The organism is Escherichia sp. UTM R2 (assembly GCF_048593455.1).
Taxonomy (GTDB): domain Bacteria; phylum Pseudomonadota; class Gammaproteobacteria; order Enterobacterales; family Enterobacteriaceae; genus Escherichia; species Escherichia coli.
On sequence record NZ_JBFWDY010000002.1, the window covers coordinates 1,847,139 to 1,867,389 of the forward strand.

General features: G+C 50.9%; 22 protein-coding genes and 1 pseudogene. 6 read left to right on the forward strand and 17 right to left on the reverse strand.

All coding sequences use genetic code 11. The features are described from left to right. The 9 genes from fliN to fliF form a co-directional block, all read right to left on the reverse strand. Positions 1 to 414 (reverse strand): flagellar motor switch protein FliN, encoded by a 414-nt coding sequence (gene fliN / locus AB4H76_RS09705; RefSeq protein ID WP_001282098.1) that lies wholly within the window; start codon positions 412 to 414, stop codon positions 1 to 3. Further along, positions 411 to 1,415: a flagellar motor switch protein FliM gene (gene fliM, locus AB4H76_RS09710; RefSeq protein ID WP_001295641.1), complete on the reverse strand. Its 1,005-nt coding sequence runs from the start codon at positions 1,413 to 1,415 to the stop codon at positions 411 to 413. The genes fliN and fliM overlap by 4 nt, the downstream gene beginning before the upstream one ends. A 4-nt stretch (positions 1,416 to 1,419) precedes the next feature. Further along, positions 1,420 to 1,884 carry a flagellar basal body-associated protein FliL gene (fliL, locus tag AB4H76_RS09715; protein ID WP_000133106.1) on the reverse strand — a complete coding sequence of 155 codons (465 nt, stop codon included), beginning with the start codon at positions 1,882 to 1,884 and terminating at the stop codon, positions 1,420 to 1,422. Between the two features lie 104 nt (positions 1,885 to 1,988). Beyond that, complete coding sequence (locus AB4H76_RS09720) at positions 1,989 to 3,116, reverse strand: flagellar hook-length control protein FliK (protein WP_001695875.1); 1,128 nt, start codon at positions 3,114 to 3,116, stop codon at positions 1,989 to 1,991. Next, the gene (gene fliJ / locus AB4H76_RS09725; RefSeq protein WP_420062589.1) at positions 3,113 to 3,556 is read right to left on the reverse strand and encodes a flagellar export protein FliJ; all 444 of its coding nucleotides are present in this window, start codon (positions 3,554 to 3,556) and stop codon (positions 3,113 to 3,115) included. Before fliJ ends, AB4H76_RS09720 begins: the two co-directional genes overlap by 4 nt. Before the next feature lie 18 nt (positions 3,557 to 3,574). Next, positions 3,575 to 4,948: a flagellar protein export ATPase FliI gene (gene fliI, locus AB4H76_RS09730; RefSeq protein ID WP_000213311.1), complete on the reverse strand. Its 1,374-nt coding sequence runs from the start codon at positions 4,946 to 4,948 to the stop codon at positions 3,575 to 3,577. Beyond that, positions 4,948 to 5,634 (reverse strand): flagellar assembly protein FliH, encoded by a 687-nt coding sequence (gene fliH / locus AB4H76_RS09735; RefSeq protein ID WP_001282683.1) that lies wholly within the window; start codon positions 5,632 to 5,634, stop codon positions 4,948 to 4,950. Before fliH ends, fliI begins: the two co-directional genes overlap by 1 nt. Continuing rightward, positions 5,627 to 6,622 (reverse strand): flagellar motor switch protein FliG, encoded by a 996-nt coding sequence (gene fliG, locus AB4H76_RS09740; protein ID WP_000067950.1) that lies wholly within the window; start codon positions 6,620 to 6,622, stop codon positions 5,627 to 5,629. Before fliG ends, fliH begins: the two co-directional genes overlap by 8 nt. Next, positions 6,615 to 8,273, reverse strand: coding sequence for a flagellar basal-body MS-ring/collar protein FliF (gene fliF, locus AB4H76_RS09745; protein ID WP_047090323.1), 1,659 nt, complete (start codon positions 8,271 to 8,273; stop codon positions 6,615 to 6,617). The genes fliG and fliF overlap by 8 nt, the downstream gene beginning before the upstream one ends. 214 nt (positions 8,274 to 8,487) lie before the next feature. On the opposite strand from fliF, the gene fliE reads away from it, so the two are divergent. The 4 genes from fliE (at position 8,488) to AB4H76_RS09765 (ending at position 10,995) form a co-directional block, all read left to right on the forward strand. Next, positions 8,488 to 8,802: a flagellar hook-basal body complex protein FliE gene (gene fliE, locus AB4H76_RS09750; RefSeq protein ID WP_420062590.1), complete on the forward strand. Its 315-nt coding sequence runs from the start codon at positions 8,488 to 8,490 to the stop codon at positions 8,800 to 8,802. Positions 8,803 to 9,135: 333 nt separating this feature from the next. Beyond that, positions 9,136 to 9,468 carry a multidrug efflux SMR transporter EmrE gene (gene emrE, locus AB4H76_RS09755; RefSeq protein ID WP_001070440.1) on the forward strand — a complete coding sequence of 111 codons (333 nt, stop codon included), beginning with the start codon at positions 9,136 to 9,138 and terminating at the stop codon, positions 9,466 to 9,468. Positions 9,469 to 9,636: 168 nt separating this feature from the next. Next, on the forward strand, positions 9,637 to 10,188 hold the full coding sequence (ybcL, locus tag AB4H76_RS09760) for a Raf kinase inhibitor-like protein YbcL (protein WP_000734031.1): 552 nt from the start codon (positions 9,637 to 9,639) through the stop codon (positions 10,186 to 10,188). 9 nt (positions 10,189 to 10,197) lie between these two features. Then, on the forward strand, positions 10,198 to 10,995 hold the full coding sequence (locus AB4H76_RS09765; RefSeq protein WP_000879835.1) for a helix-turn-helix transcriptional regulator: 798 nt from the start codon (positions 10,198 to 10,200) through the stop codon (positions 10,993 to 10,995). A gap of 953 nt (positions 10,996 to 11,948) precedes the next feature. On the opposite strand, the pseudogene tnpA reads toward AB4H76_RS09765, so the two are convergent. After that, positions 11,949 to 12,363: pseudogene (gene tnpA, locus AB4H76_RS09770) on the reverse strand (IS200/IS605 family transposase). 7 nt (positions 12,364 to 12,370) lie between these two features. Here tnpA and AB4H76_RS09775 point away from each other — a divergent pair. Further along, positions 12,371 to 13,534: an RNA-guided endonuclease InsQ/TnpB family protein gene (locus AB4H76_RS09775; RefSeq protein ID WP_071593097.1), complete on the forward strand. Its 1,164-nt coding sequence runs from the start codon at positions 12,371 to 12,373 to the stop codon at positions 13,532 to 13,534. On the opposite strand, the gene AB4H76_RS09780 is transcribed toward AB4H76_RS09775, so the two are convergent. The 3 genes from AB4H76_RS09780 to yedE all read right to left on the reverse strand — a co-directional run bounded on the left by AB4H76_RS09780 (position 13,519) and on the right by yedE (position 15,734). Then, positions 13,519 to 14,190 (reverse strand): SOS response-associated peptidase, encoded by a 672-nt coding sequence (locus tag AB4H76_RS09780; protein ID WP_000334585.1) that lies wholly within the window; start codon positions 14,188 to 14,190, stop codon positions 13,519 to 13,521. The genes AB4H76_RS09775 and AB4H76_RS09780 overlap by 16 nt on opposite strands. Positions 14,191 to 14,298: 108 nt before the next feature. Beyond that, the gene (gene yedF, locus AB4H76_RS09785; protein ID WP_000789493.1) at positions 14,299 to 14,532 is read right to left on the reverse strand and encodes a sulfurtransferase-like selenium metabolism protein YedF; all 234 of its coding nucleotides are present in this window, start codon (positions 14,530 to 14,532) and stop codon (positions 14,299 to 14,301) included. Beyond that, complete coding sequence (gene yedE, locus AB4H76_RS09790) at positions 14,529 to 15,734, reverse strand: selenium metabolism membrane protein YedE/FdhT (protein ID WP_000118901.1); 1,206 nt, start codon at positions 15,732 to 15,734, stop codon at positions 14,529 to 14,531. Before yedE ends, yedF begins: the two co-directional genes overlap by 4 nt. 186 nt (positions 15,735 to 15,920) lie before the next feature. On the opposite strand from yedE, the gene yedD reads away from it, so the two are divergent. Beyond that, positions 15,921 to 16,334 carry a lipoprotein YedD gene (gene yedD / locus AB4H76_RS09795; RefSeq protein ID WP_001295642.1) on the forward strand — a complete coding sequence of 138 codons (414 nt, stop codon included), beginning with the start codon at positions 15,921 to 15,923 and terminating at the stop codon, positions 16,332 to 16,334. A 33-nt stretch (positions 16,335 to 16,367) separates the two neighbouring features. Here yedD and amyA read toward each other — a convergent pair whose 3' ends face one another. From amyA to fliD, 4 genes are all read right to left on the reverse strand, one after another. Beyond that, positions 16,368 to 17,855 carry an alpha-amylase gene (gene amyA / locus AB4H76_RS09800; RefSeq protein ID WP_001695868.1) on the reverse strand — a complete coding sequence of 496 codons (1,488 nt, stop codon included), beginning with the start codon at positions 17,853 to 17,855 and terminating at the stop codon, positions 16,368 to 16,370. 77 nt (positions 17,856 to 17,932) lie between these two features. Continuing rightward, entirely contained in the window at positions 17,933 to 18,298 is a 366-nt protein-coding gene (gene fliT / locus AB4H76_RS09805) for a flagella biosynthesis regulatory protein FliT (RefSeq protein ID WP_001015023.1), read from the reverse strand. Further along, positions 18,298 to 18,708: a flagellar export chaperone FliS gene (gene fliS, locus AB4H76_RS09810; protein ID WP_000270663.1), complete on the reverse strand. Its 411-nt coding sequence runs from the start codon at positions 18,706 to 18,708 to the stop codon at positions 18,298 to 18,300. Before fliS ends, fliT begins: the two co-directional genes overlap by 1 nt. Positions 18,709 to 18,732: 24 nt before the next feature. Beyond that, on the reverse strand, positions 18,733 to 20,139 hold the full coding sequence (gene fliD / locus AB4H76_RS09815) for a flagellar filament capping protein FliD (RefSeq protein WP_032256219.1): 1,407 nt from the start codon (positions 20,137 to 20,139) through the stop codon (positions 18,733 to 18,735). Positions 20,140 to 20,251: the final 112 nt, after the last annotated feature.

A 20,251-nucleotide genomic window follows, 5' to 3' on the forward strand; every position in this document is an offset into this window, starting at 1 on the left:
CTAACGGCTCAGGCGGCGCATTCGCTCAGACGGAGTAATGATATCGGTGATCCGCACGCCATATTTATCGGCAACGACCACCACTTCGCCCTGGGCAATTAAATAACCGTTGATCAGAATATCCAGTGGTTCGCCCGCCAGACCGTCCAGCGCCACGACGGACCCTTGCGTCAGACGCAACAGCTCTTTGATGGTCATCCGCGTACGGCCCAGCTCGACGGTCAGCTTGACCGGAATATCCATAATCAGGTCGATATCCTGCAACGTTCCGCTGACATCACCACCGCCAAATTGCTGGAACACCGCGTCGGCAGCGCTTTTGCTGCTGGTTGATTTTTGTTCGCTCAAAGCTTCAGCCCACAGATCGTCCATTGCGCCGTTGTTGTCATCGGCCGGATTATTCATGTCACTCATTTGGGCTGTTCCTCGTTCAGAGAATTTAAAATCGGGTTAATCAAATGTTCTATCCGTAACGCATACTGACCGTTGAGGGTGCCGTACTGACTGGTCAGTACCGGAACGCCGTCAACATGAGCGATGATGCGATCGGGTTTTTCTATCGGCAGGACGTCGCCGGGTTTCAGTTTTAAAATCTGCGACAGGCGTAGCGAGATATCGGCAAAGTTGGCGACCAACTCCAGCTGTGAATGCTGCACCTGGCGCACCAGGTTATCGCGCCAGTTCTGATCTTCATTACGCGAGTTTTCCAGCGGCGGGTTAACCAACAATTCCCGTAGCGGCTCAATCATGCTGAATGGCAGACAGATATTAAATTCGCCGGTCAGGTTGCCAATCTCCACATGGAACGGCGTGTTAACCACAATGTCGTTCGGCGAGGTGGTGATATTGGTAAATTTCACCTGCATTTCCGAACGCACGTACTCAACTTCCAGCGGATTAATCGCCTTCCAGGCGTCGCTATAGCCTTCAAGCGCCAGCTTTAACATGCGGTTGATGACGCGCTGTTCGGTATGGGTAAACTCGCGACCTTCCACTTTGGTCGGGAAGCGTCCATCGCCGCCAAACAGGTTATCCACGGCGATAAACACCAGACTCGGTGAAAACACCACCAGCCCTGTGCCGCGCAGCGGTTTCAGATGGATAAGGTTCAGGTTGGTCGGCACCGGCAGGTTGCGGGCAAATTCATGGTACGGCTGAATGCGGATGGCCCCGACGGTTATATCCGGGCTACGACGCAGCAGGTTGAACAGCCCCATACGAAAATGGCGGGCAAAGCGCTCATTAATGATTTCCAGCGCCTGCAAACGTTCGCGCACAACCCGTCGTTGGGTATTCGGATCGTACGGACGAATGTCACTTTCGCCGCTAACACTGGCTGTCGGTTCGTCTTTGACTTCGCTGTCACCATTCAACAGCGCATCAATTTCAGCTTGAGAAAGAATACTATCGCCCATGTCGTTATCGCAGAATAAAAGCGGTATACAGCACGTCGGTGACATCCTGTTTCGGTTGCCCGGCAACAAGCGGGGTGGAAAGCGTGGTTTTAATCTCGGCAATCAGGTTTTTCTTGCCTTCTTCTGTCGCCAGTACGGCAGCATCCTGACGCGAAAACAGTAACAGCAAACGGCTACGGACTTCCGGCAAATACTCACTCAGCCGCGAGCGTGTAGCTTCATCTTTCAGGCGCAGGGTTATGCCGATATACAGCACGCGATCCGCATCGCCCAGATTGACCGTAAAGGTATCCAGCGCATAGAAGACCGGGGAGGGCACGACGCGTTGCTGCGCTTTGTCGTCAGCGGCAACCTGATGCGAATGCCAGTAGCTGTAACCTGCGCTGGCACAGGCCGCGAGGGTAATGAATACCAGAATCGGGATCCAAAGCGATCGCTTGCTTTTCTTGCTTATCGCGTAATCAGTCATGTGTTGCGGTCTTCCTGTGTCGCTACTGCTTATCGGCTAATTATCCTGCGTCTTGAGCGCAACAAAGCGGGGAAAAGACGCGGATTACGGTGCTACCTCTGACGTTAGGCGAAAATATCAACGCCGCTGTTGCCTGTTACGCGCCCTTGTAAAGAGACGGGAACCGGAAGCGTATCGTCGTCTTCCCCCGCCAGAGGTTCATGGTTTGCTGTGCGTTGGCTTTGCTGTTGCTGGGAAGCGGCCTGCTGCTGACCACTAAAGCTTTCGCCACTGATGTTGCTTTGCCCTAACTGAATGCCACTTTCGGCCAGCTGCGTTCGCAGTACCGGAAGCGCTGCTTCCAGGGCGGCGCGTACGTGTTGATGCGGTGAAACCATCTGGATTTGCGCCTGGTTATCATCCACTTTGAGGGAGATTTGCACTTCACCTAAATCCTGCGGGTGCAGACGCAACTCTGCACTTTGTTGCCCCTGGCGGGTGAACAGCGAAATATGCTGGCTTAATGAATGTTGCCATTCGTGAGAACCCAGCGGTGCACTCAACACAGGCGCGGCGACGGTGGGCAGTGGCTGTGTCTGGTGTGGAGTGATTAGCGGGCTGGCGGCAGCGGTCACCGGTGAAGGTGTGCTGATGACTTCCGCTTTACTCTGGGCTTCTGCTACCAGCGGTGTTAATGGCTGAGCTGGCGTGCCGGGGGCATCATCAGGCTGTGCTGTTGTGAGTTGCGCAGAAGTCAGTTTTGTGAAGAGCGTTGGTTTCTCTGCCGGTAACACGGTTGACGGCACATCAGTCACTTTGGGCGTATTGTCAAAACCCGGCAACATCGCAAAAAGGGCGCTCAGGCTTGCGGTGACGTCTTCATTCAGATCATCCGCTTTTTCGTCTTTTGCCGTATTGTTGCCAGCCACCGCAGCCAACGTCATCGTTTGAGCGGTGGTTAATGGTGTTGATGTGGATTGTTCGTCGTTGATGACATGCGGTGTTTCATCCACAGGGATCAGTAAATCCGCTTGTTGCGCATCGGCAAGAATCTCGCTGACCAGCGGCTCGCCTTTTGTCGTGGGCTTATCTGTTGCCACCAGCAACTGGGGGGCCGCTTTGTCGGTAGTTGTCTCGCCTGCTAATGCTTCGCTCAACAACGCGAGAAAATCTTGTGCAGCATCGCTGGCTTTGCCGCCAGGCAATGTGGTGGTGTCAACGTCGGCGGTAATTAAGGGCGCTAAGCGAATCATTCAGGTTTCCTCATGGCGGCGCGCTGGGCGAACTCATCCATCTTTTTCTGATCGAGGCGGTTTTCTGCAAGCAGTGCCGCCGTGGATTGCCGTTCCTGCAGTGTCTGCCAGGCCTGCAAACGTTGTTTCTTTTCTCGCCAGCTGTTCAGGGCAATGTCAACTTTCTGCGTCCACTGATAAAGTTGCTGGCGATGCTGAGTAATGGCTTTTTCCAGCGTCTGGATAAACTGCTGATAGTTGATCCAGCGGTTGCTGGTCATCCCGGCACTCATATCGCTGTTGAGGTTATTGCGATATTCATTCTGATAATCGATCAGCATTTTGAGCTGTTCTTCCGCCTGCTGACACCCGCGACGCATTTCACCCAGCAGGCGCGCGGCATCCTCTACCTCTTTTTCTGCCAGATCTTTCAGGGTCGCCAGCGCGCCATGTTCTGCCATCTGCCGTTATCTCCTGGGTTATGACACTGTCGGGAAAATACGCTCCAGCCCCTGGAGAGACGCTTCCCAGTCCGCGCGTTCAAAAATGCCTTGTTGCAAATAGCCCTCCAGCTGCGGCCACAGGGCGATGGCTTTGTCGAGCATCGGATCGCTGCCTTTGGCATACGCGCCGACGCTAACCAGATCGCGGTTACGCTGAAAACTCGACAACAGCTGTTTGAAGGTGCGCACTCGCGCGTAATGTTGCTCACTGATCAACGCCGTCATTGCGCGGCTGATCGACGCTTCAATATCGATAGCCGGATAGTGCCCGGCTTCCGCCAGTCGGCGAGACAGCACAATGTGACCGTCGAGGATTGCCCGCGCAGAGTCGGCAATGGGGTCCTGCTGGTCATCGCCTTCAGTGAGCACGGTATAAAATGCAGTAATCGATCCGCCGCCGCTAATGCCATTACCGGCACGCTCGACCAGTGCCGGTAATTTGGCAAACACCGACGGTGGATAACCTTTAGTGGCAGGTGGTTCGCCAATCGCCAGCGCAATTTCACGCTGGGCCATCGCGTAGCGGGTGAGGGAGTCCATAATCAGCAACACATGCTGACCACGATCGCGAAAATCTTCGGCAATTCGCGTGGCATAGGCGGCACCTTGCATTCGCAGAAGCGGAGAGACATCCGCCGGAGCGGCAATCACCACGGAGCGTGCACGTCCCTCGGCACCGAGGATATTCTCAATAAAATCTTTTACTTCGCGCCCACGTTCACCAATCAAACCCACGACAATGACATCGGCGCGGGTGTAACGGGCCATCATCCCCAGCAGCACACTTTTACCAACGCCAGACCCGGCAAACAGCCCCATACGCTGCCCGCGCCCGACGGTAAGCAGGGCATTGATTGGGCGCACGCCGGTGTCCAGCACATGTTCAATCGGTGTACGTTGCAACGGGTTAAATGGCGGGGTAATCAGCGCACCGGTTTCCGTCGTATCGGGGGAGGGCAGGCCATCGAGCGGCTTACCGCTGCCGTCCAGAACGCGACCTAATAACGCCGGACCGAGCGGCAACTGCTTGCCGCTTTGCAGTCCTTCAGCCGAAATGTTTTTGGCATAAACCCGCGCGCCGGGCAGGACACCTTCGACTTCCTCCAGCGGCATTAAAAACAGCCGTTGACCGTTAAAGCCAACGACTTCGCTTTCTACTTCGTGCGTTTCAGTGCCGTTCTGGCGTTCAATGACACAGGTTGCGCCGAGCGGCAATTGTAATCCGGTGGCTTCCAGCACCAGCCCGGTAGCGCGGGTTAATCGCCCATAGCGACGTACCGCAGGCAACTGCGCCATTTTGGCTTCAAAGTTATCCAGCGTGGTTAGCCAGCGAGTCAGGCGCGTGGTCATTACACCACTCCTGGTGCTGCCAGACGGCAGAGTTCTTGCCAGCGAGTGGCGACACTGGCGTCGAGATCGCCTTCATCGGCGGAGACTTTACAGCCGCCAGGATGGAGGGTGGGATCGCCCCGCAAGCGCCAGCCATGCAAACTTAAGGTAGCGCCGAGCATATCATCCACACGTTGCAGATCATCCGGGTGCACGCGCAGCTGTGGTTTACCGCTGAATAACGGTTCTTGCTGCAACAACTGTTGGATCTGTTTGATCAGTGCCGAGTTATCCACCGTTGGCGTCTGACCGATGACCTGACGTGCCGCCTCTAGCGCCATCTGCATCAGGCGCGACGCTATCACACTATCAAGTGCATCAAGGGTAGTTTGAAATTCGCTGACCAGTTGCTGCATCCGGGCATGAATTGGCGCTTGTTGAGACTTCGCCTCTGCCAGACCTTGCTCCAGCCCCTGGGCCAGTCCTTCCTGATAGCCCTGCTTATGACCTTGCTGGCGACCTTCGGCAATACCCGCCTGATAACCTTGCTCATGGGCCTGCATTTGCAGTTGCGCCAGTTGCTGCTCAAGGCTGGGTTCAGCCTCTTCAATGATGGTTTCTTCCGGCTCGACTATGGGCACAAACTCTGCCTGTGGTGGCGCGAGATCGTCCGGCGTCCAGGTTTTCCACGGCAGATTATCAGACATAGGTATCCTCGCCGCTGCCAATTACCATCTCGCCAGTTTCGGCAAGGCGGCGCACAATCAGCAGAATCGCTTTCTGTTCGTTTTCCACCTGCGACAGACGCACCGGACCACGGTTGGCGAGATCGTCGCGCAGAATATCGGCGGCACGCTGCGACATATTGCGCAGGAATTTCTCGCGCAGTGGCTGCTCGGCTCCTTTCAGCGCGATCAACAGCGATTCGGAATCCACTTCCTGCAACAGACGCTGAATGCTGCGATCGTCGACATCCACCAGATTCTCGAACAGGAACATCTCGTCGATGATTTTCTGCGCCAGCTCGCCGTCGAATTCACGCACGGCGGTAATAACGGCTTCTTCCTGCTGAGTTTTCATCAGGTTGATAATTTCGGCTGCCGTTCTCACGCCGCCCATTTTGCTGCGCTTGAGATTCTGACCGTCGAGCAAGCCATTCAGTACTTCGGTCAGCTCCGCCAGCGCGGCTGGCTGCACGCCGCCAAAGGTGGCGATACGCAACATCACGTCGTGGCGCAGACGTTCATCGAACAACGCCAGAATATCGGCGGCTTGGGCGCGCTTCAGATGCACCAGAATGGTGGCGATAATTTGCGGATGCTCATCGCGAATCAGATCGGCGGCGCTCTGTGGCTCCATAAAGTTGAGCGTTTCAATACCGCTGGCGGTATCGCGAGTTTCGAGAATATCTTCCAGCAGGCTGGCGGCACGTTCTTCACCCAGAGCTTTGACCAATACCGAGCGCAGATAATCGTTGGCGTTGATATTCAGTGCGGCAAACTGTTCAGCTTCTTGCTCAAACTCCGCCAGCACATCGGTTAGCTGCTTGTTGGAGATCTGCGTGACGTTCGCCATTGCAGCGCTCAGGGTTTGTACTTCACGCTGGGAGAGGTGCTTGAACACCTCTGCCGCCCGGTCTTCGCCAATGGTCATCAGCAGGATGACGCTTTTATCGGTGCCTGTCAGGTTACTCATGATCGTTATTTATCCACTGGCGAATGACCAGCGCCACCACGCGCGGATCGTTATCAGACATTTCACGGATACGCTGGCTCATGACTTCTGCCCCCAGACGTTGGTTAGCGCGCCGTTGTTGTAGTTGTTCGTCTTTGCTCAGGCGGACTTCCACCGCATCTTTCACTTCCTCGCGGGCCTGCGCCTGTTGCTGTACAGCTTTCATCGCCTCAGCGCGACGTGTTAGCTGCGGACGTACCGCTTTCCGCCACAGCAGCCACGCCACCAGCAGTACCAGCAACCAGCGACCGGCAGCCAGCAACTGATCGATAAACGCTTGCTGTTGCCAGAACGGCAGTTCTCCGCCGCTTTCGTCACTGCTATTGAACGGCGAGTTAACGACATTGAGCGAGTCACCGCGTTTTTCAGAAAAGCCCATCGCCTCGCGGGTCAGATCTTCAATTTGCTTCATCTGTTCGTTGCTGAGAGGCAATGGTTTACCGTCTGGCAAGGTTTTGTAATTCACCACTACCGCGACTGACAGACGTTGCACATCGCCCACGTTCATTTTGGTATGACGAATGGTGCGATCGACTTCGTAGTTACTGGTTTCATTCCGCTGTGTGCTACGCGGCCCGCTATTGCTGGTGGTGCTCGCCTGCTGCTGGCGGTTATTTTGATTTGCCGGAGGCGTGCTGATTGGCGCGTTATTCGCAGGTGCCGGTTGATTCGACAACGCCCCCGGTACGCCGCCCGGATAACCGGAACCGCTTTGCTCGCTCTCATTAAGCTGGCGTGAACGAAGCGCCGCATGAGATTCATCACCGTTAGGGCGATACTGTTCTTCCGTTTGTTCTTTACTGGCGAAGTCCAGCTGCGCCGTGACCTGGGCGTGAATATTACCGTTACCAACAATAGGCGACAGGATTGCTTCAATACGCCGCTGAATACGGCCTTCGACATCGCTGGCATATTTCAACTGAGCATCATTAAGATCGCGCCCGCTGGTATTGGACTGGGTTAACAGATGTCCGCCCTGATCCACCAGCGTGACGTTTCCCGGCGGCAGACCAGCAACGGCGCTGGAAACCAGATGCACAATGGCGCTAATTTGCCCTTCATCGAGTGCGCGGCCGGGTAACAGATTTACCGTCACCGATGCAGAAGGGGATTTTTGTTCACGGACGAATAAAGACGGTTTCGGCATTGCCAGATGTACGCGCGCCCCTTTTACCGGGCCGATAGTTGCGATGGTACGAGAAAGCTCGCCTTCCAGCGCCCGCTGATAATTCACCTGTTCGCTGAACTGGCTGATACCAAACTTTTCCTGATCGAGTAGTTCGAAACCGACCGCGCCGCCTTTGGGCAAACCTTGTTGTGCCAGGCGCAGACGCAGTTCGTGAACTTTATCTGCCGGAACTTCAATAGCGCCGCTAGCTTCGCTGAAGCGGTAAGGAATATTCATTTGCGTCAGTTGGCTGACAATTGCGCCACCATCCTGATCGGAAAGATTGCTGAATAATGTGCGGTAGTCGGGGGCTTTCGCCCACAGGATCAGTGCGACCATGACCGCCACTGCCGCGGAACCGGCAACAATCAATGGAATTTTCGGATTCGCACGCAGGCGATTAAGCCACTCAAGAGATTTTGTCTGGGCTGCAGTCGCATTCATCGCGCACCTCGTGGCTGATTATGGACGGCGTTATTGGCAAAGTGGAACAAGACTCACTCCCGGGTCAGCAAACTCGAAAAATTGACGCTGCAATTATTTGTGCTTTCGTTTTTTTCTATCCGCCAATAAACCCGTTTTTTTGTTGCTATTTAGCGCCTTTGTCTTATTGACTTACTGGTAGGCTTTGCTACCAGAAATTATCCAGGAGACGAAAATGTCAGCGATACAGGGGATTGAAGGGGTTATCAGCCAGTTACAGGCTACGGCGATGAGTGCGCGTGCGCAGGATTCACTGCCGCAACCGACCATTAGTTTTGCCGGGCAGCTGCACGCCGCGCTCGATCGCATTAGCGAAACACAAACAGCTGCCCGCACGCAGGCAGAAAAATTCACCCTCGGTGAACCCGGCGTGGCGTTAAACGATGTGATGACCGATATGCAAAAAGCCTCAGTTTCTATGCAAATGGGGATTCAGGTGCGTAATAAGCTGGTGGCGGCGTATCAGGAAGTGATGTCCATGCAGGTGTAGGTTTTGTAACCTGTTGTTAATTACTTCCAATCTCACCGCTTGGGGCATGGATGGGGCAAACTCACTCAATTTCTGGTTTAAAATGGATACCTGATCCTGAAAGTTTTCTGCCATCCACGATCCGTAAACGCGATAACATGTTTTGTCTTCGCTTTGCTCATAGGAAGAGTGAACTCTTTTGTTAGCCTGGGGTTCCTTCTGATCATTATTGTTCCTGCCTTTATCTCTTGCCACGCCAGAGCCCCCTGGATACACATACACCAGGATGAAAACGGTGAGTTGTGTTCAAACTGTAGTACAATTCTCTCCAGTATGAACAGGAAAGAATATGCTATGAACCCTTATATTTATCTTGGTGGCGCAATACTTGCAGAGGTCATTGGTACAACCTTAATGAAGTTTTCAGAGGGGTTTACACGGTTATGGCCCTCTGTTGGCACAATTATTTGCTATTGTGCATCATTTTGGTTATTAGCTCAGACACTGGCTTATATACCTACAGGGATTGCTTATGCTATCTGGTCAGGAGTCGGTATCGTTCTGATTAGTTTGCTTTCCTGGGGATTTTTTGGCCAACGACTGGACTTGCCAGCCATCATAGGCATGATGTTGATTTGTGCCGGTGTGTTAGTCATTAACTTGTTGTCACGAAGCGCACCGCATTAAAAAATAATCATCCTTGAGATAACAGGAATCTGATTTGTGCATATTATGGCTAATGTTCGGGGCAACTTTATAATTATGATTGCATTTGCGCGATCATTGCGCCTTTTTGCATAATGAGATCAATGCACATCAAATAAAATAACGATAGGTCACAACAAAGAGGTTTTTATGAAAAAACTTATCGTTTCAAGTGTATTGGCATTCATAACATTTTCTGCGCAGGCCGCAGCATTTCAGGTCACTAGTAATGAAATAAAAACAGGAGAGCAACTTACAACGTCTCATGTATTTTCTGGATTTGGGTGTGAGGGGGGTAATACATCGCCCTCATTAACCTGGTCTGGTGCTCCAGAAGGCACCAAAAGCTTTGCCGTAACTGTGTATGATCCAGATGCGCCTACAGGCAGCGGATGGTGGCACTGGACTGTTGCTAATATTCCAGCAACGGTAACATATTTGCCCGCTGATGCAGGAAGACGTGATGGTACAAAACTTCCGACTGGTGCTGTCCAAGGCCGAAATGATTTTGGCTATGCGGGATTTGGTGGAGCATGTCCTCCCAAAGGAGATAAACCCCATCATTACCAGTTTAAAATATGGGCTCTAAAAACTGATAAGATTCCTGTGGATTCTAATTCCAGCGGAGCGTTAGTTGGTTATATGCTTAATGCCAATAAAATTGCAACCGCTGAGATAATACCCGTTTATGAGGTAAAGTAGGATAAGAGTATGCTGGCAAAAGATAGGACTAACCTAAAGATTGAAGAAATACGGATGCATAAACATCATGAGATTCACAGGGTTAAGCCTCTTATGCCAGCTTTATGTCGTATCCGTCAGGGAAAAAAAGTTATCAATTGGGAGACGCATAGTCTAACTGTTGATAATAATCAGATAATATTATTTCCCTGTGGATATGAATTTTATATTGCGAATTACCCAGAAGCAGGTCTTTATCTTGCAGAAATGCTTTATTATCCCATTGATCTAATTGAAAAGTTCCAAAATCTTTATGCGATAACCGATCAAATTCGTAACACGACAGGTTTCTGCTTACCTCAGAATCCCGAGTTAATATATTGTTGGGAGCAACTAAAAACATCTATTTCCCGAGGCTTCTCAACGCAAATTCAGGAACACTTAGCAATGGGCGTTCTACTTTCATTAGGAGCACATCATGTTAATTGTTTACTTTTATCAGATAGTAAACAATCATTAACAAGTCGTTGTTATAACCTAATGCTATCCGAACCTGGAACAAAATGGACAGCAAACAAGGTAGCGAGATATCTCTACATTTCTGTTTCCACATTGCATCGCCGTCTGGCAAGCGAGGGAGTAAGTTTTCAAAGTATATTGGACGACGTGAGGTTAAATAATGCGTTGTCTGCTATACAAACGACAGTAAAACCCATCAGCGAGATTGCCAGGGAAAATGGTTACAAGTGTCCTTCTCGTTTTACTGAAAGGTTCCATAATCGTTTTAAGATAACACCAAGAGAGCTAAGAAAAGCGTCCAGAGAGTAAAAGTATTTTATGAAGGAGCAACAGCATCGATTTTTATTTTGGAAAATAAATACGGCATACTCAACCTATTGGAGCCTGAACAATCCGGTGACTTCTGCGCTAATCGGGGACGTTTATAAGCACATATAATTGATACTATCGTCCTCCATCACAATTTCAGAAATGCACGTGTGATTTTTTTGCATCCGGCGTTTGGACTATGTGGAGTTCAAGAGTGGGAAAGTTACAAGAGGTTGAGGGGATAATTAAAAGGATGCTTATGACATTAGATATCCGGATAGGTACGGATATCGTTGTTATTAAATCTAGTTCGTTGTTATTAAATCTAGTTTATACGTTAAGATGCAGCTACAGCAGAAATTGCCACTGTTAATTTTTTTCATCGTGAGCCCTTTTATTTGAACTATTATTTAAAAATAATGTCACTGCACTACAAATATTCATCCAATCAATGAGGTTATTTCAAGATGTAAGTTTTAGTTTCTCATTTAAATTGTGAAGTAGATCCCTATCTTTATCTGAACTGTTTCTATTGCACACAATGCATGACTATTTTGTGAACGATTATAAATTTGGTAGTCAAATTATATTAAAGGTTGTTATTTATGATTGACTCATAATTTATTTATTTAATTTAAATAGCCTAGAAATAACCATGGAAATTATTTGCATGATGTTTGTTTAGATTTATTAATGTAATTGAGGTGGTTTTATTTAATACGCAATATAGCGCCGCTTGATATTAGTTCTATTTTTTTTGCGTAAGATAGATGAGACAAACTGAGACGCATAATGGTTTGCAAGGCTCTAATACTTTGATGTTGAGGATGTGATGGGGCATGTACGGGGCATAGTACAATGATGTCCATGCTGGTGTAGATAATCTCCAGGCTTATCCGGTGCGCCGTAAAACCCCGTCCTTCAGGGCAGGGATATAAGGCGCGGTTTTCCACCTAACCAGGTGTTTGCTGTTGTTCAATGTATTGGCGCACCTCCGCAGCTACTGGCAAAATAGCCAGCACTCCACAAAACGCCTTTGTAGTAATACCTGACTGCAATATCTGGTCGATCTCGTCGCAGTAACCTACCCGATACGCCTTTGAGGCTGTTTACCAGACTGGATATCGCCAGTTTGGTAGGATAATTAATTAACAAATGGACGTGATCTGGTTCGCCATCCATTTCAACCAGTTCAGCTTCAAAATCAGCACATACATTTGAAAAGTAAGTGCGTAGTTTTTCTGTCGCGTCATGGTCAAAAATCTGGCGTCGGTATCTGGTGACAAAGACCAGGTGAACATGCATCAGGAAAACACAATGCCTTCCCCGTCGGATATCGGTTTCTTTATTCATAGACCAAAGTATCATTTGGCCTGTGAAACGATTACAGGCATTTAAATTCCAGTTAAGACCAGGTGGTCAACAGGAGTGTGAAATGAGGCGCTTCGCAGGCGCATGTCGTTTCGTTTTCAATCGTGCTCTGGCACGTCAGAATGAGAATCATGAGGCCGGTAATAAATACATCCCTTACGGGAAAATGGCTTCCTGGCTGGTTGAGTGGAAAAATGCCACTGAAACGCAATGGCTTAAAGATTCTCCCTCACAGCCATTGCAACAGTCACTGAAAGACCTTGAGCGGGCTTACAAAAACTTCTTCCAGAATCGGGCTGCTTTTCCCCGATTCAAAAAGCGGGGACAGAATGATGCATTCCGCTACCCGCAGGGCGTTAAGCTCGATCAGGAAAACAGCCGTATTTTTCTGCCGAAACTTGGCTGGATGCGCTACCGGAATAGCCGTCAGGTCACGGGAGTTGTGAAAAATGTCACGGTCAGCCAGTCCAGCGGTAAGTGGTACATCAGTATTCAGACAGAAAGTGAAGTATCCACTCCGGTTCACCCTTCAGCATCAATGGTCGGGCTGGATGCTGGCGTGGCTAAACTCGCCACGCTGTCAGATGGCACAGTCTTTGAGCCTGTAAACAGTTTGCAGAAAAACCAGAAGAAGCTGGCGAGACTTCAGCGGCAGTTAAGCCGCAAGGTCAAATTCAGCAACAACTGGCAGAAGCAGAAATGCAAAATACAGCGACTGCATTCCCGTATCGCAAATATCCGCAGGGACTACCTTCACAAAGTCACAACGACCGTCAGCAAAAACCACGCAATGATAGTCATTGAGGATTTGAAGGTCAGCAACATGTCAAAGTCAGCAGCGGGTACGGTCAGCCAGCCGGGGCGCAATGCTCGGGCAAAATCAGGTTTAAACCGTTCGATACTGGATCAGGGCTGGTATGAAATGCGCCGCCAGCTTGAGTACAAGCAGCTCTGGCGTGGCGGTCAGGTGTTTGCTGTTCCGCCAGCGTACACAAGCCAGCGTTGCGCGTGCTGTGGTCATACAGCGAAAGAAAACCGCCTGTCACAAAGTAAATTCAGATGCCAGGTATGTGGATATACAGCGAACGCCGATGTAAATGGCGCTCGTAACATTTTAGCGGCGGGGCACGCCGTTCTTGCCTGTGGAGGATGTCAACAAACAGGTTGAATTAACTCCGCGCCCTGGTTTTTGACATTACCTACCGCGCGCGATACCGGGTGCCAGGTGAACTGGTTTGCTGGCACACAGCCGTTGGTAGCAATTTCTGATGCTTCTTTACCGCTAATCTCTTGCCGCATCCATTCCTGTGCAGCTTCTGGCGACAGTACCAGCGGGCGGCGGTCATGAATATCTACCAGACCCTGGTCTGCTGCTGCAGTGACAATTAAAAATCCTTCGGCTTCGTCACCACGCTCAAACGGTGTGCTACCTATCGCGGCCATAAAAACAGGTTTTCCGTCAGCGCGATAGATAAAATAAGGCTGTTTTTTGTCGCCTTCTTTTTTCCACTCAAACCAGCCATCGGCAAAACAGATTGCCCGACCATGTTGCCAGAGCGGTTTAAACATACGACTGGTGGCCGCAGTTTCTACGCGGGCGTTAATCAGCGGCGGTTTATCCCACCATCCGGGAGCATATCCCCAGAAAACCGGATCCAGATGAAGGTGTTCATCACGTTCACTGAGCAGAAGAACTTTGGTTCCCGGCGCGACGTTGTATCTGCCAATGGGTTCGGGATCGTAGGGAATATCGCGTTCAATATCTTCCGCGAGAAGCGCAAGGTAATCTTCACGCGTTTGGGATTGGGCAAAGCGTCCACACATAGCAACCTCCTGAGATCATACTGAAAAGAATAGGAGAGGGGGCGGGTAAAATCTATGTGATACAGAGGTAACGATGTTCCCGCTGTTGGCCACAGCGGGAATGAGGGATTACTTCTGAATTAAATAACGAATGGTTGGCCCGTCTTGCTGAATATCCAGCACCGTATAGCCGTGATTACGCGCATCCAGTGGAATATTATTGATCGACTGCGGACAGTCGCTCACCACTTCCAGGATCTCACCTTTTTTTAACTGCGGCATCGCCTCAAGGGTTGCGACTGCCGGATAAGGGCAGGGTTCACCCACCATATCAAGACGGTAATCAGGAATGATATTTTTCATGCGATCTCCTTAGCAGTCTGCGGTGCCGCACGGCGGAAGAAGCGTTTTTCCCAGCCGATAATCAACATCAGCGCAGTAAACAACAGCAAATATGTCACCAGCAGGCCACCCATCGGGCCAAAGGTTTTCAGCAGGTTGATTTTGTCCCAGTCGGTGGCCAGCGCCGGAGCGAAATCATCCCAGTAATACGCCAGAATCGTCGAGCCGATCACATTGCCCAGACCGACCCACCAGTAGTGCACCTGGCCTTCTACCGCGCGGTACATCCAGCCGGTTTCGCAGCCGCCTGCCAGCACGATGCCAAAACCAAACAGTAAACCACCAATTACCGCGTTTGGTCCCGCCCACATGATTTTGGGTTCAACGCCTAACTGTACGTAACTGAAGATCCCGATGGCACTCACCGCCATACCGATAATGATTGCTTTCGCCATATGGGTACGTCCGGTGATCCACATATCGCGGAACGCCGAAGTAAAGCAGATTTGCGCACGTTCAATCAGTAAACCAAAGCCGACGCCAAACAGCATTGCCAGCCCCAGTTTTGGTTGGTTCATCGCCGTGAGCAGCGCCCAGCCCAGCATACCGAAAAAGACCAGCATCCCGAGACGAAAACGACGCCGCGCCTGATCCGGTTTTTGCGTCAGCGGTGAGGCGGCAGAAACTTTCTGCATTTTCACGGGAATACGGAAGATGGGCAGCAGGGTAAAGCGTGCGCCAAACCATGAACCAATGGCAGTGGCGATGGCAAAGAACCAGGCATGCAGCGAGAACTGAGGAATACCGGTAAAGAACGCCGCCAGGTTACAGCCCATTGCCAGACGCGCGCCAAAACCAGCGATAATACCGCCAATAATGGCCTGCATAATGCGGATACGGCTGCGTGGCATGCGCAGTTTGACATTGTTGGCCCACAGCGCTGCGGCAAAGCAGCCGCCAAACATGCCGAGGATCATCATCCCGTCGATGCGGGTTAATGGCGATCCTTCCAGATGGATAATTTTAAAATAACCCCACTCTTCAGCATGGACGCCAAACAGCTGCAGGAGCTGGCCGCCCCAACGGGTAAATTCACCCGTGACAGCCCAAAAGGTGCCAGTAATGCCAAAATAGTAAGTGGAGAGAATACCCGCCGCGATGACCGCAGGGATGGGTGCCCAGAATTTAATCAACCAGGCGTGTTTGAATTGCTGCCATGACATGAATGTAGCCTCTGAACTCAGAAGGTTTGAAACAAGAGTCGCGAATCATACATCATGCAAATTTATTTTCGGGGTAATAATTCACAAAAATAATAGTTAGATCAAATTTCTCTCTGAACCTGGAAAGGCTGGCGACATCAGGGCTTTAATGCCACAATCCTCTTTTCTTCTCATGCAGGACGAATGATGAAAAAACTCGCAATTGCAGGCGCGCTCATGTTGCTGGCGGGCTGTGCCGAAGTCGAAAACTATAACAATGTCGTGAAAACCCCCGCGCCGGACTGGCTGGCGGGCTACTGGCAGACCAAAGGGCCGCAACGTGCGCTGGTCAGCCCGGAAGCGATAGGCAGCCTGATTGTCACTAAAGAGGGCGATACTCTTGATTGCCGTCAGTGGCAGCGGGTGATTGCCGTGCCGGGTAAGTTGACATTGATGTCTGATGATCTCACTAACGTTACCGTAAAACGTGAGCTATACGAGGTTGAGCGTGACGGTAACACCATTGAGTACGATGGTATGACGATGGAGCGTGTGGATCGCCCGACGGCAGAGTGTGCCGCCGCGCTGGATAAAGCGCCGTTACCGACGCCACTGCCGTAATGAAATCTCCCCGGCTTGCCGCCGGGGATGAATTTAAATCACCTCTTCGATAACCCACACGCTGACGCTGCCGCCGTTGCAAAAGAAGGTCGCTTCACCGTTTTCGTCGGTTACTACGCTCTCTTGCCGGTTCCCCAGAAAATCACGCCAGGTTTTATTGCCGTAATTCTCTCCCAGATGAATGGTTTTTTCGCCATCATCCCCGTTCGACATGACCACCACGCAGCCGGGATATTCGTCAGTGCCACTGCGGCTAAAGGCAATGCAGTTCGGATGGTCGAAAAATAATGTCTGTACACCGTGGGCGAAACGCTGACGGGCGAGAATTAACTCATCAAGCTGTTCGATTATTGGCATATCTATCGGATAGGTTTGCCCGTCACCGCCGACATCTTCGTAATGCGCACCGTAGAGGTCCGGATAGAATACCGAAGGAACGCCATTTTCCCGCAACAAAATTAAGGCATACGCCAGCGGTTTAAACCACGGTTCGACCGGCGCTTCGAGGGCTTGCAACGGTTGGGTGTCGTGATTGGCAACGAGCGTCACGGCGTGGAAAGGATCGGCTTCCACTAATGTACCCGTGAAAATCTGCGTCATGTCGTAGTCGCGCCCCATGCGCGATGCTTCATGGAATTTCATCTGCAGCGGCGCATCGAACAGCATGGTTTTGCCTTCCACCTGATCAATATACGTTTGCAGTTTATCGACTTCATGCGACCAGTACTCCGCCACAATAAACAGCGGCTTTGGTGCAACTTCTTGTACGTGTTCGATCCACTCTTTATAAAACCATGCCGGTATATGTTTGACCGCATCAAGACGAAAACCGTCGCATTGCGTTTGTTCCATCACCCAGCGCGCCCAGTATTTAATCTCTTCCGTCACGGTATGATTGCGAAAATCGATATTCTCGCCCATCAGATAATCGAAATTACCTAATTCATCATCAACCTGATCGTTCCAGCCTTCGCCGGTGTAGTCGTTAACAATTTTAAATATGCCATCTTCATCAGGGTTTTCGATATGGTCGATACCGCTAAAACATTTGAAATCCCAGATAAACTGTGAGTATTGCCCGGCACGGGCGGGGAAGGTGTAACGCGTCCAGCCTTCGCACTCAATGATTTCTTCATCAATTTGCGTACGGTCGTCAGCATTTACACGCTGCACGCGAATAGCTTCTTTTTCATCCGCGCCCATTTTGTGGTTGACTACCACGTCCAACAGCACCGCAATGTCATTACGTTTCAGGGCGTCAATGGCGGCCAGCAATTGTACTTTATCGCCATATTTAGTAGGGATGCTGCCTTTCTGATCAAACTCGCCTAAATCAAATAAATCATAGGAGTCGTAGCCGACCGAATACCCGCCCGATGCGCCTTTATAGGCGGGCGGCAACCAGACCATATTGATACCAATATCATTAAAACCGTCGGCGCGCTCGGCCAGTTCAGGCCAGAGCTTACCGCCTTCCGGGTAATACCAGTGAAAACATTGTAACAGCGTGGGATTACGCATTCTTCGACTCCATTCAAGGGGAACATTAGAAGCGTAGCCGTAATCGGATTATTCGCGAGCCATCGACTCGTTCAGATTCAAAAGAGGTTATCCTGCGGAGCCAGCACAAAGCCGCCCTGATCGCCATAGGCACTTAACACCGATTTTTGCACCGATGACTGACCGACCAGTTTCGCCAGTTCATCCATCCGAATCTGTAATAACTGCTTTACCTTGCTTTCGTTGTCGAGAATCAGGCGCAGCATCGGGCGGAGCTGCTCCTGCATCGTGGTGGACGGGTCAATCTCTTCAGTCAGATGTGCAATCTCCTGCACCGCATTCACATACGCCATCTCGCTGGCGATGAGTTCGTCCCATTGTTCTTCTGTTGCCAGGCGTAACATGAGCTGGCTTTTTTCGACGAGTTGTTGCCAGGCGAAATACAAATGCGGTGCGTGGTTCATCAGACTGGGTCCTGAATCAAAGAAGGGGAGAGTAACGATTCTTTCCAGGCATCGGCAATATTGCGCATTAATGCTTCCACTTCTTCGACTGCGGAGACATCGTTGCGTAAATTGGCTTGCAGCAAGCGCCTGACCATATAGCTATAAAGAGCAATCAAGTTTTGGGTTAGTTCGTCTTTGCTCTCTTCATCAAGACTCACCCGCAGTCCGTTCTCAATGATGTTGATCGCTTTTGACAAAGAGACGCCTTTGCCTTGCTGATTGTTGTCCTGCATAAACAGGCGCGCTCTAACCAGTGCGCTTAGCACTCCATCAAATAGCATGGTGACCAGCTGCTGCTGGCTGGCGCTCATTACGGCGCTTTCGACGCCAATTTGTGCATAGGCCTGGGTGCCTTTTGCCGCGTACATGACCTGTCTCCCGATGAATAATGATTACTTGGAATTACTGTTGTTTTCGAACTGCTGCGTTAAGTAGCTGCTGGTGCTATTTAACGAGGTCATTAAAACGTCCAGTTGGGTAAATTGTTCTTTATAGCGCGCGACCTGCGCATCAATGCGATCGCTGGCGGCGTTGTAGTCTTTAGTTAATTTATTCAGGGTCTTACTAACGCCATCGGTAGCGGCTTTAATAATGCCCGTTGTCGAAAGCCAACTGGTCAGGTTGCTGCCGATGGTGGTCGTGATGCCGGTTTTTTTACCATCGCCAACAATCAATGCACCTACGCCGCTGGCATCTTTTTTCAGTGCAGCGGTGAGTTTGTCGGCATCCAGTTCCAGTTTGCCATCGCTGGGATCGGTCGTGATACCAATCTGCGCCAGCGTTTTATAGTTGGAAGAACTGACGGTATTACTCAGCATCGACTTCAACTGCGTCTGAATCGTCCGCAGCGTGGAGTCGCCGAGCAGTGCGCCATTGCTAGAACTCTGGCTATCAGCTCCCGCATCTACGGCGGTGTATTTGGTCAGGCTGCTGAAGGTATCTATTAGCGAGTTGTAGGCATTCACCCAGTCTTTAATCGCCGTTTGCGCTTTGGAGGTGTCCTGAGTGATGGTTAGCGTCTGGTTGCCCGTGGTGACATCGTTCAGGTTCAGGGTGATGTTTTCCAGCGCGTCGCTGATGGTGTTGCTGCTGTTCTCAATGGCGACGTTGTTGACCGTCAGCTGCGCATTCTGGGCGGCGACCGAGACCTCCATGCCGTTGCTGCTGGCACTGGCGTCATAGCCCATAAAACTTTGTAGCGCATCATCACCGCTGACCGAGAGTGTCATCGTATTATCAAGGCCGGTGTCATTTGATGTGACTGACAGACGATATTCACCGTTACCCACGTTAATGATGCTCGCACTTACGCCCGCTTTTGCGTTGTTGATGGCATCACGGATCCCGCTTAACGACGAGTTAGCCGCGCTGATATCAATGGTAATCGGATCTTTGTCGCCGCCTTGTTGAATGGTGAGTTTACTGTCGCTGGTGGCGATCGCCGTTTTCGTATCATCTCTGGTGGTGCGCGTGGTCAGGGTTTGCGCCTGCGCCAGATGGGTGACGCTGATGGTGTATTTCCCGGCGATGGCGTTACCCGCAGTGGTGGCACTGAACGCGGTGGTGCTGCTGGTAGTGCTGGTGGCGGAAAAAAGATCGGCTTTAGACAATGCAGTATTGGCGGTCTGGAAAGTCGTCAGCGCGCTTTTCAGCGTACCGTAGGCGCTAAGTTTAGCGGTAAACGACGATTGCTGATTTGAAATGGGGGTTAGCGTCGCTTTTTGCGCGGCGGTGAGGCTATCAAGGATTGAACTTAAATCCAGACCTGACCCGACTCCCAGCGATGAAATACTTGCCATGCGATTTCCTTTTATCTTTCGACACGTAAAACGAATACCGGGGTTATCGGCCTTAATTGCGCAAAGTTTACGTTTAATTGTTTTTTTTAATAGCGGGAATAAGGGGCAGAGA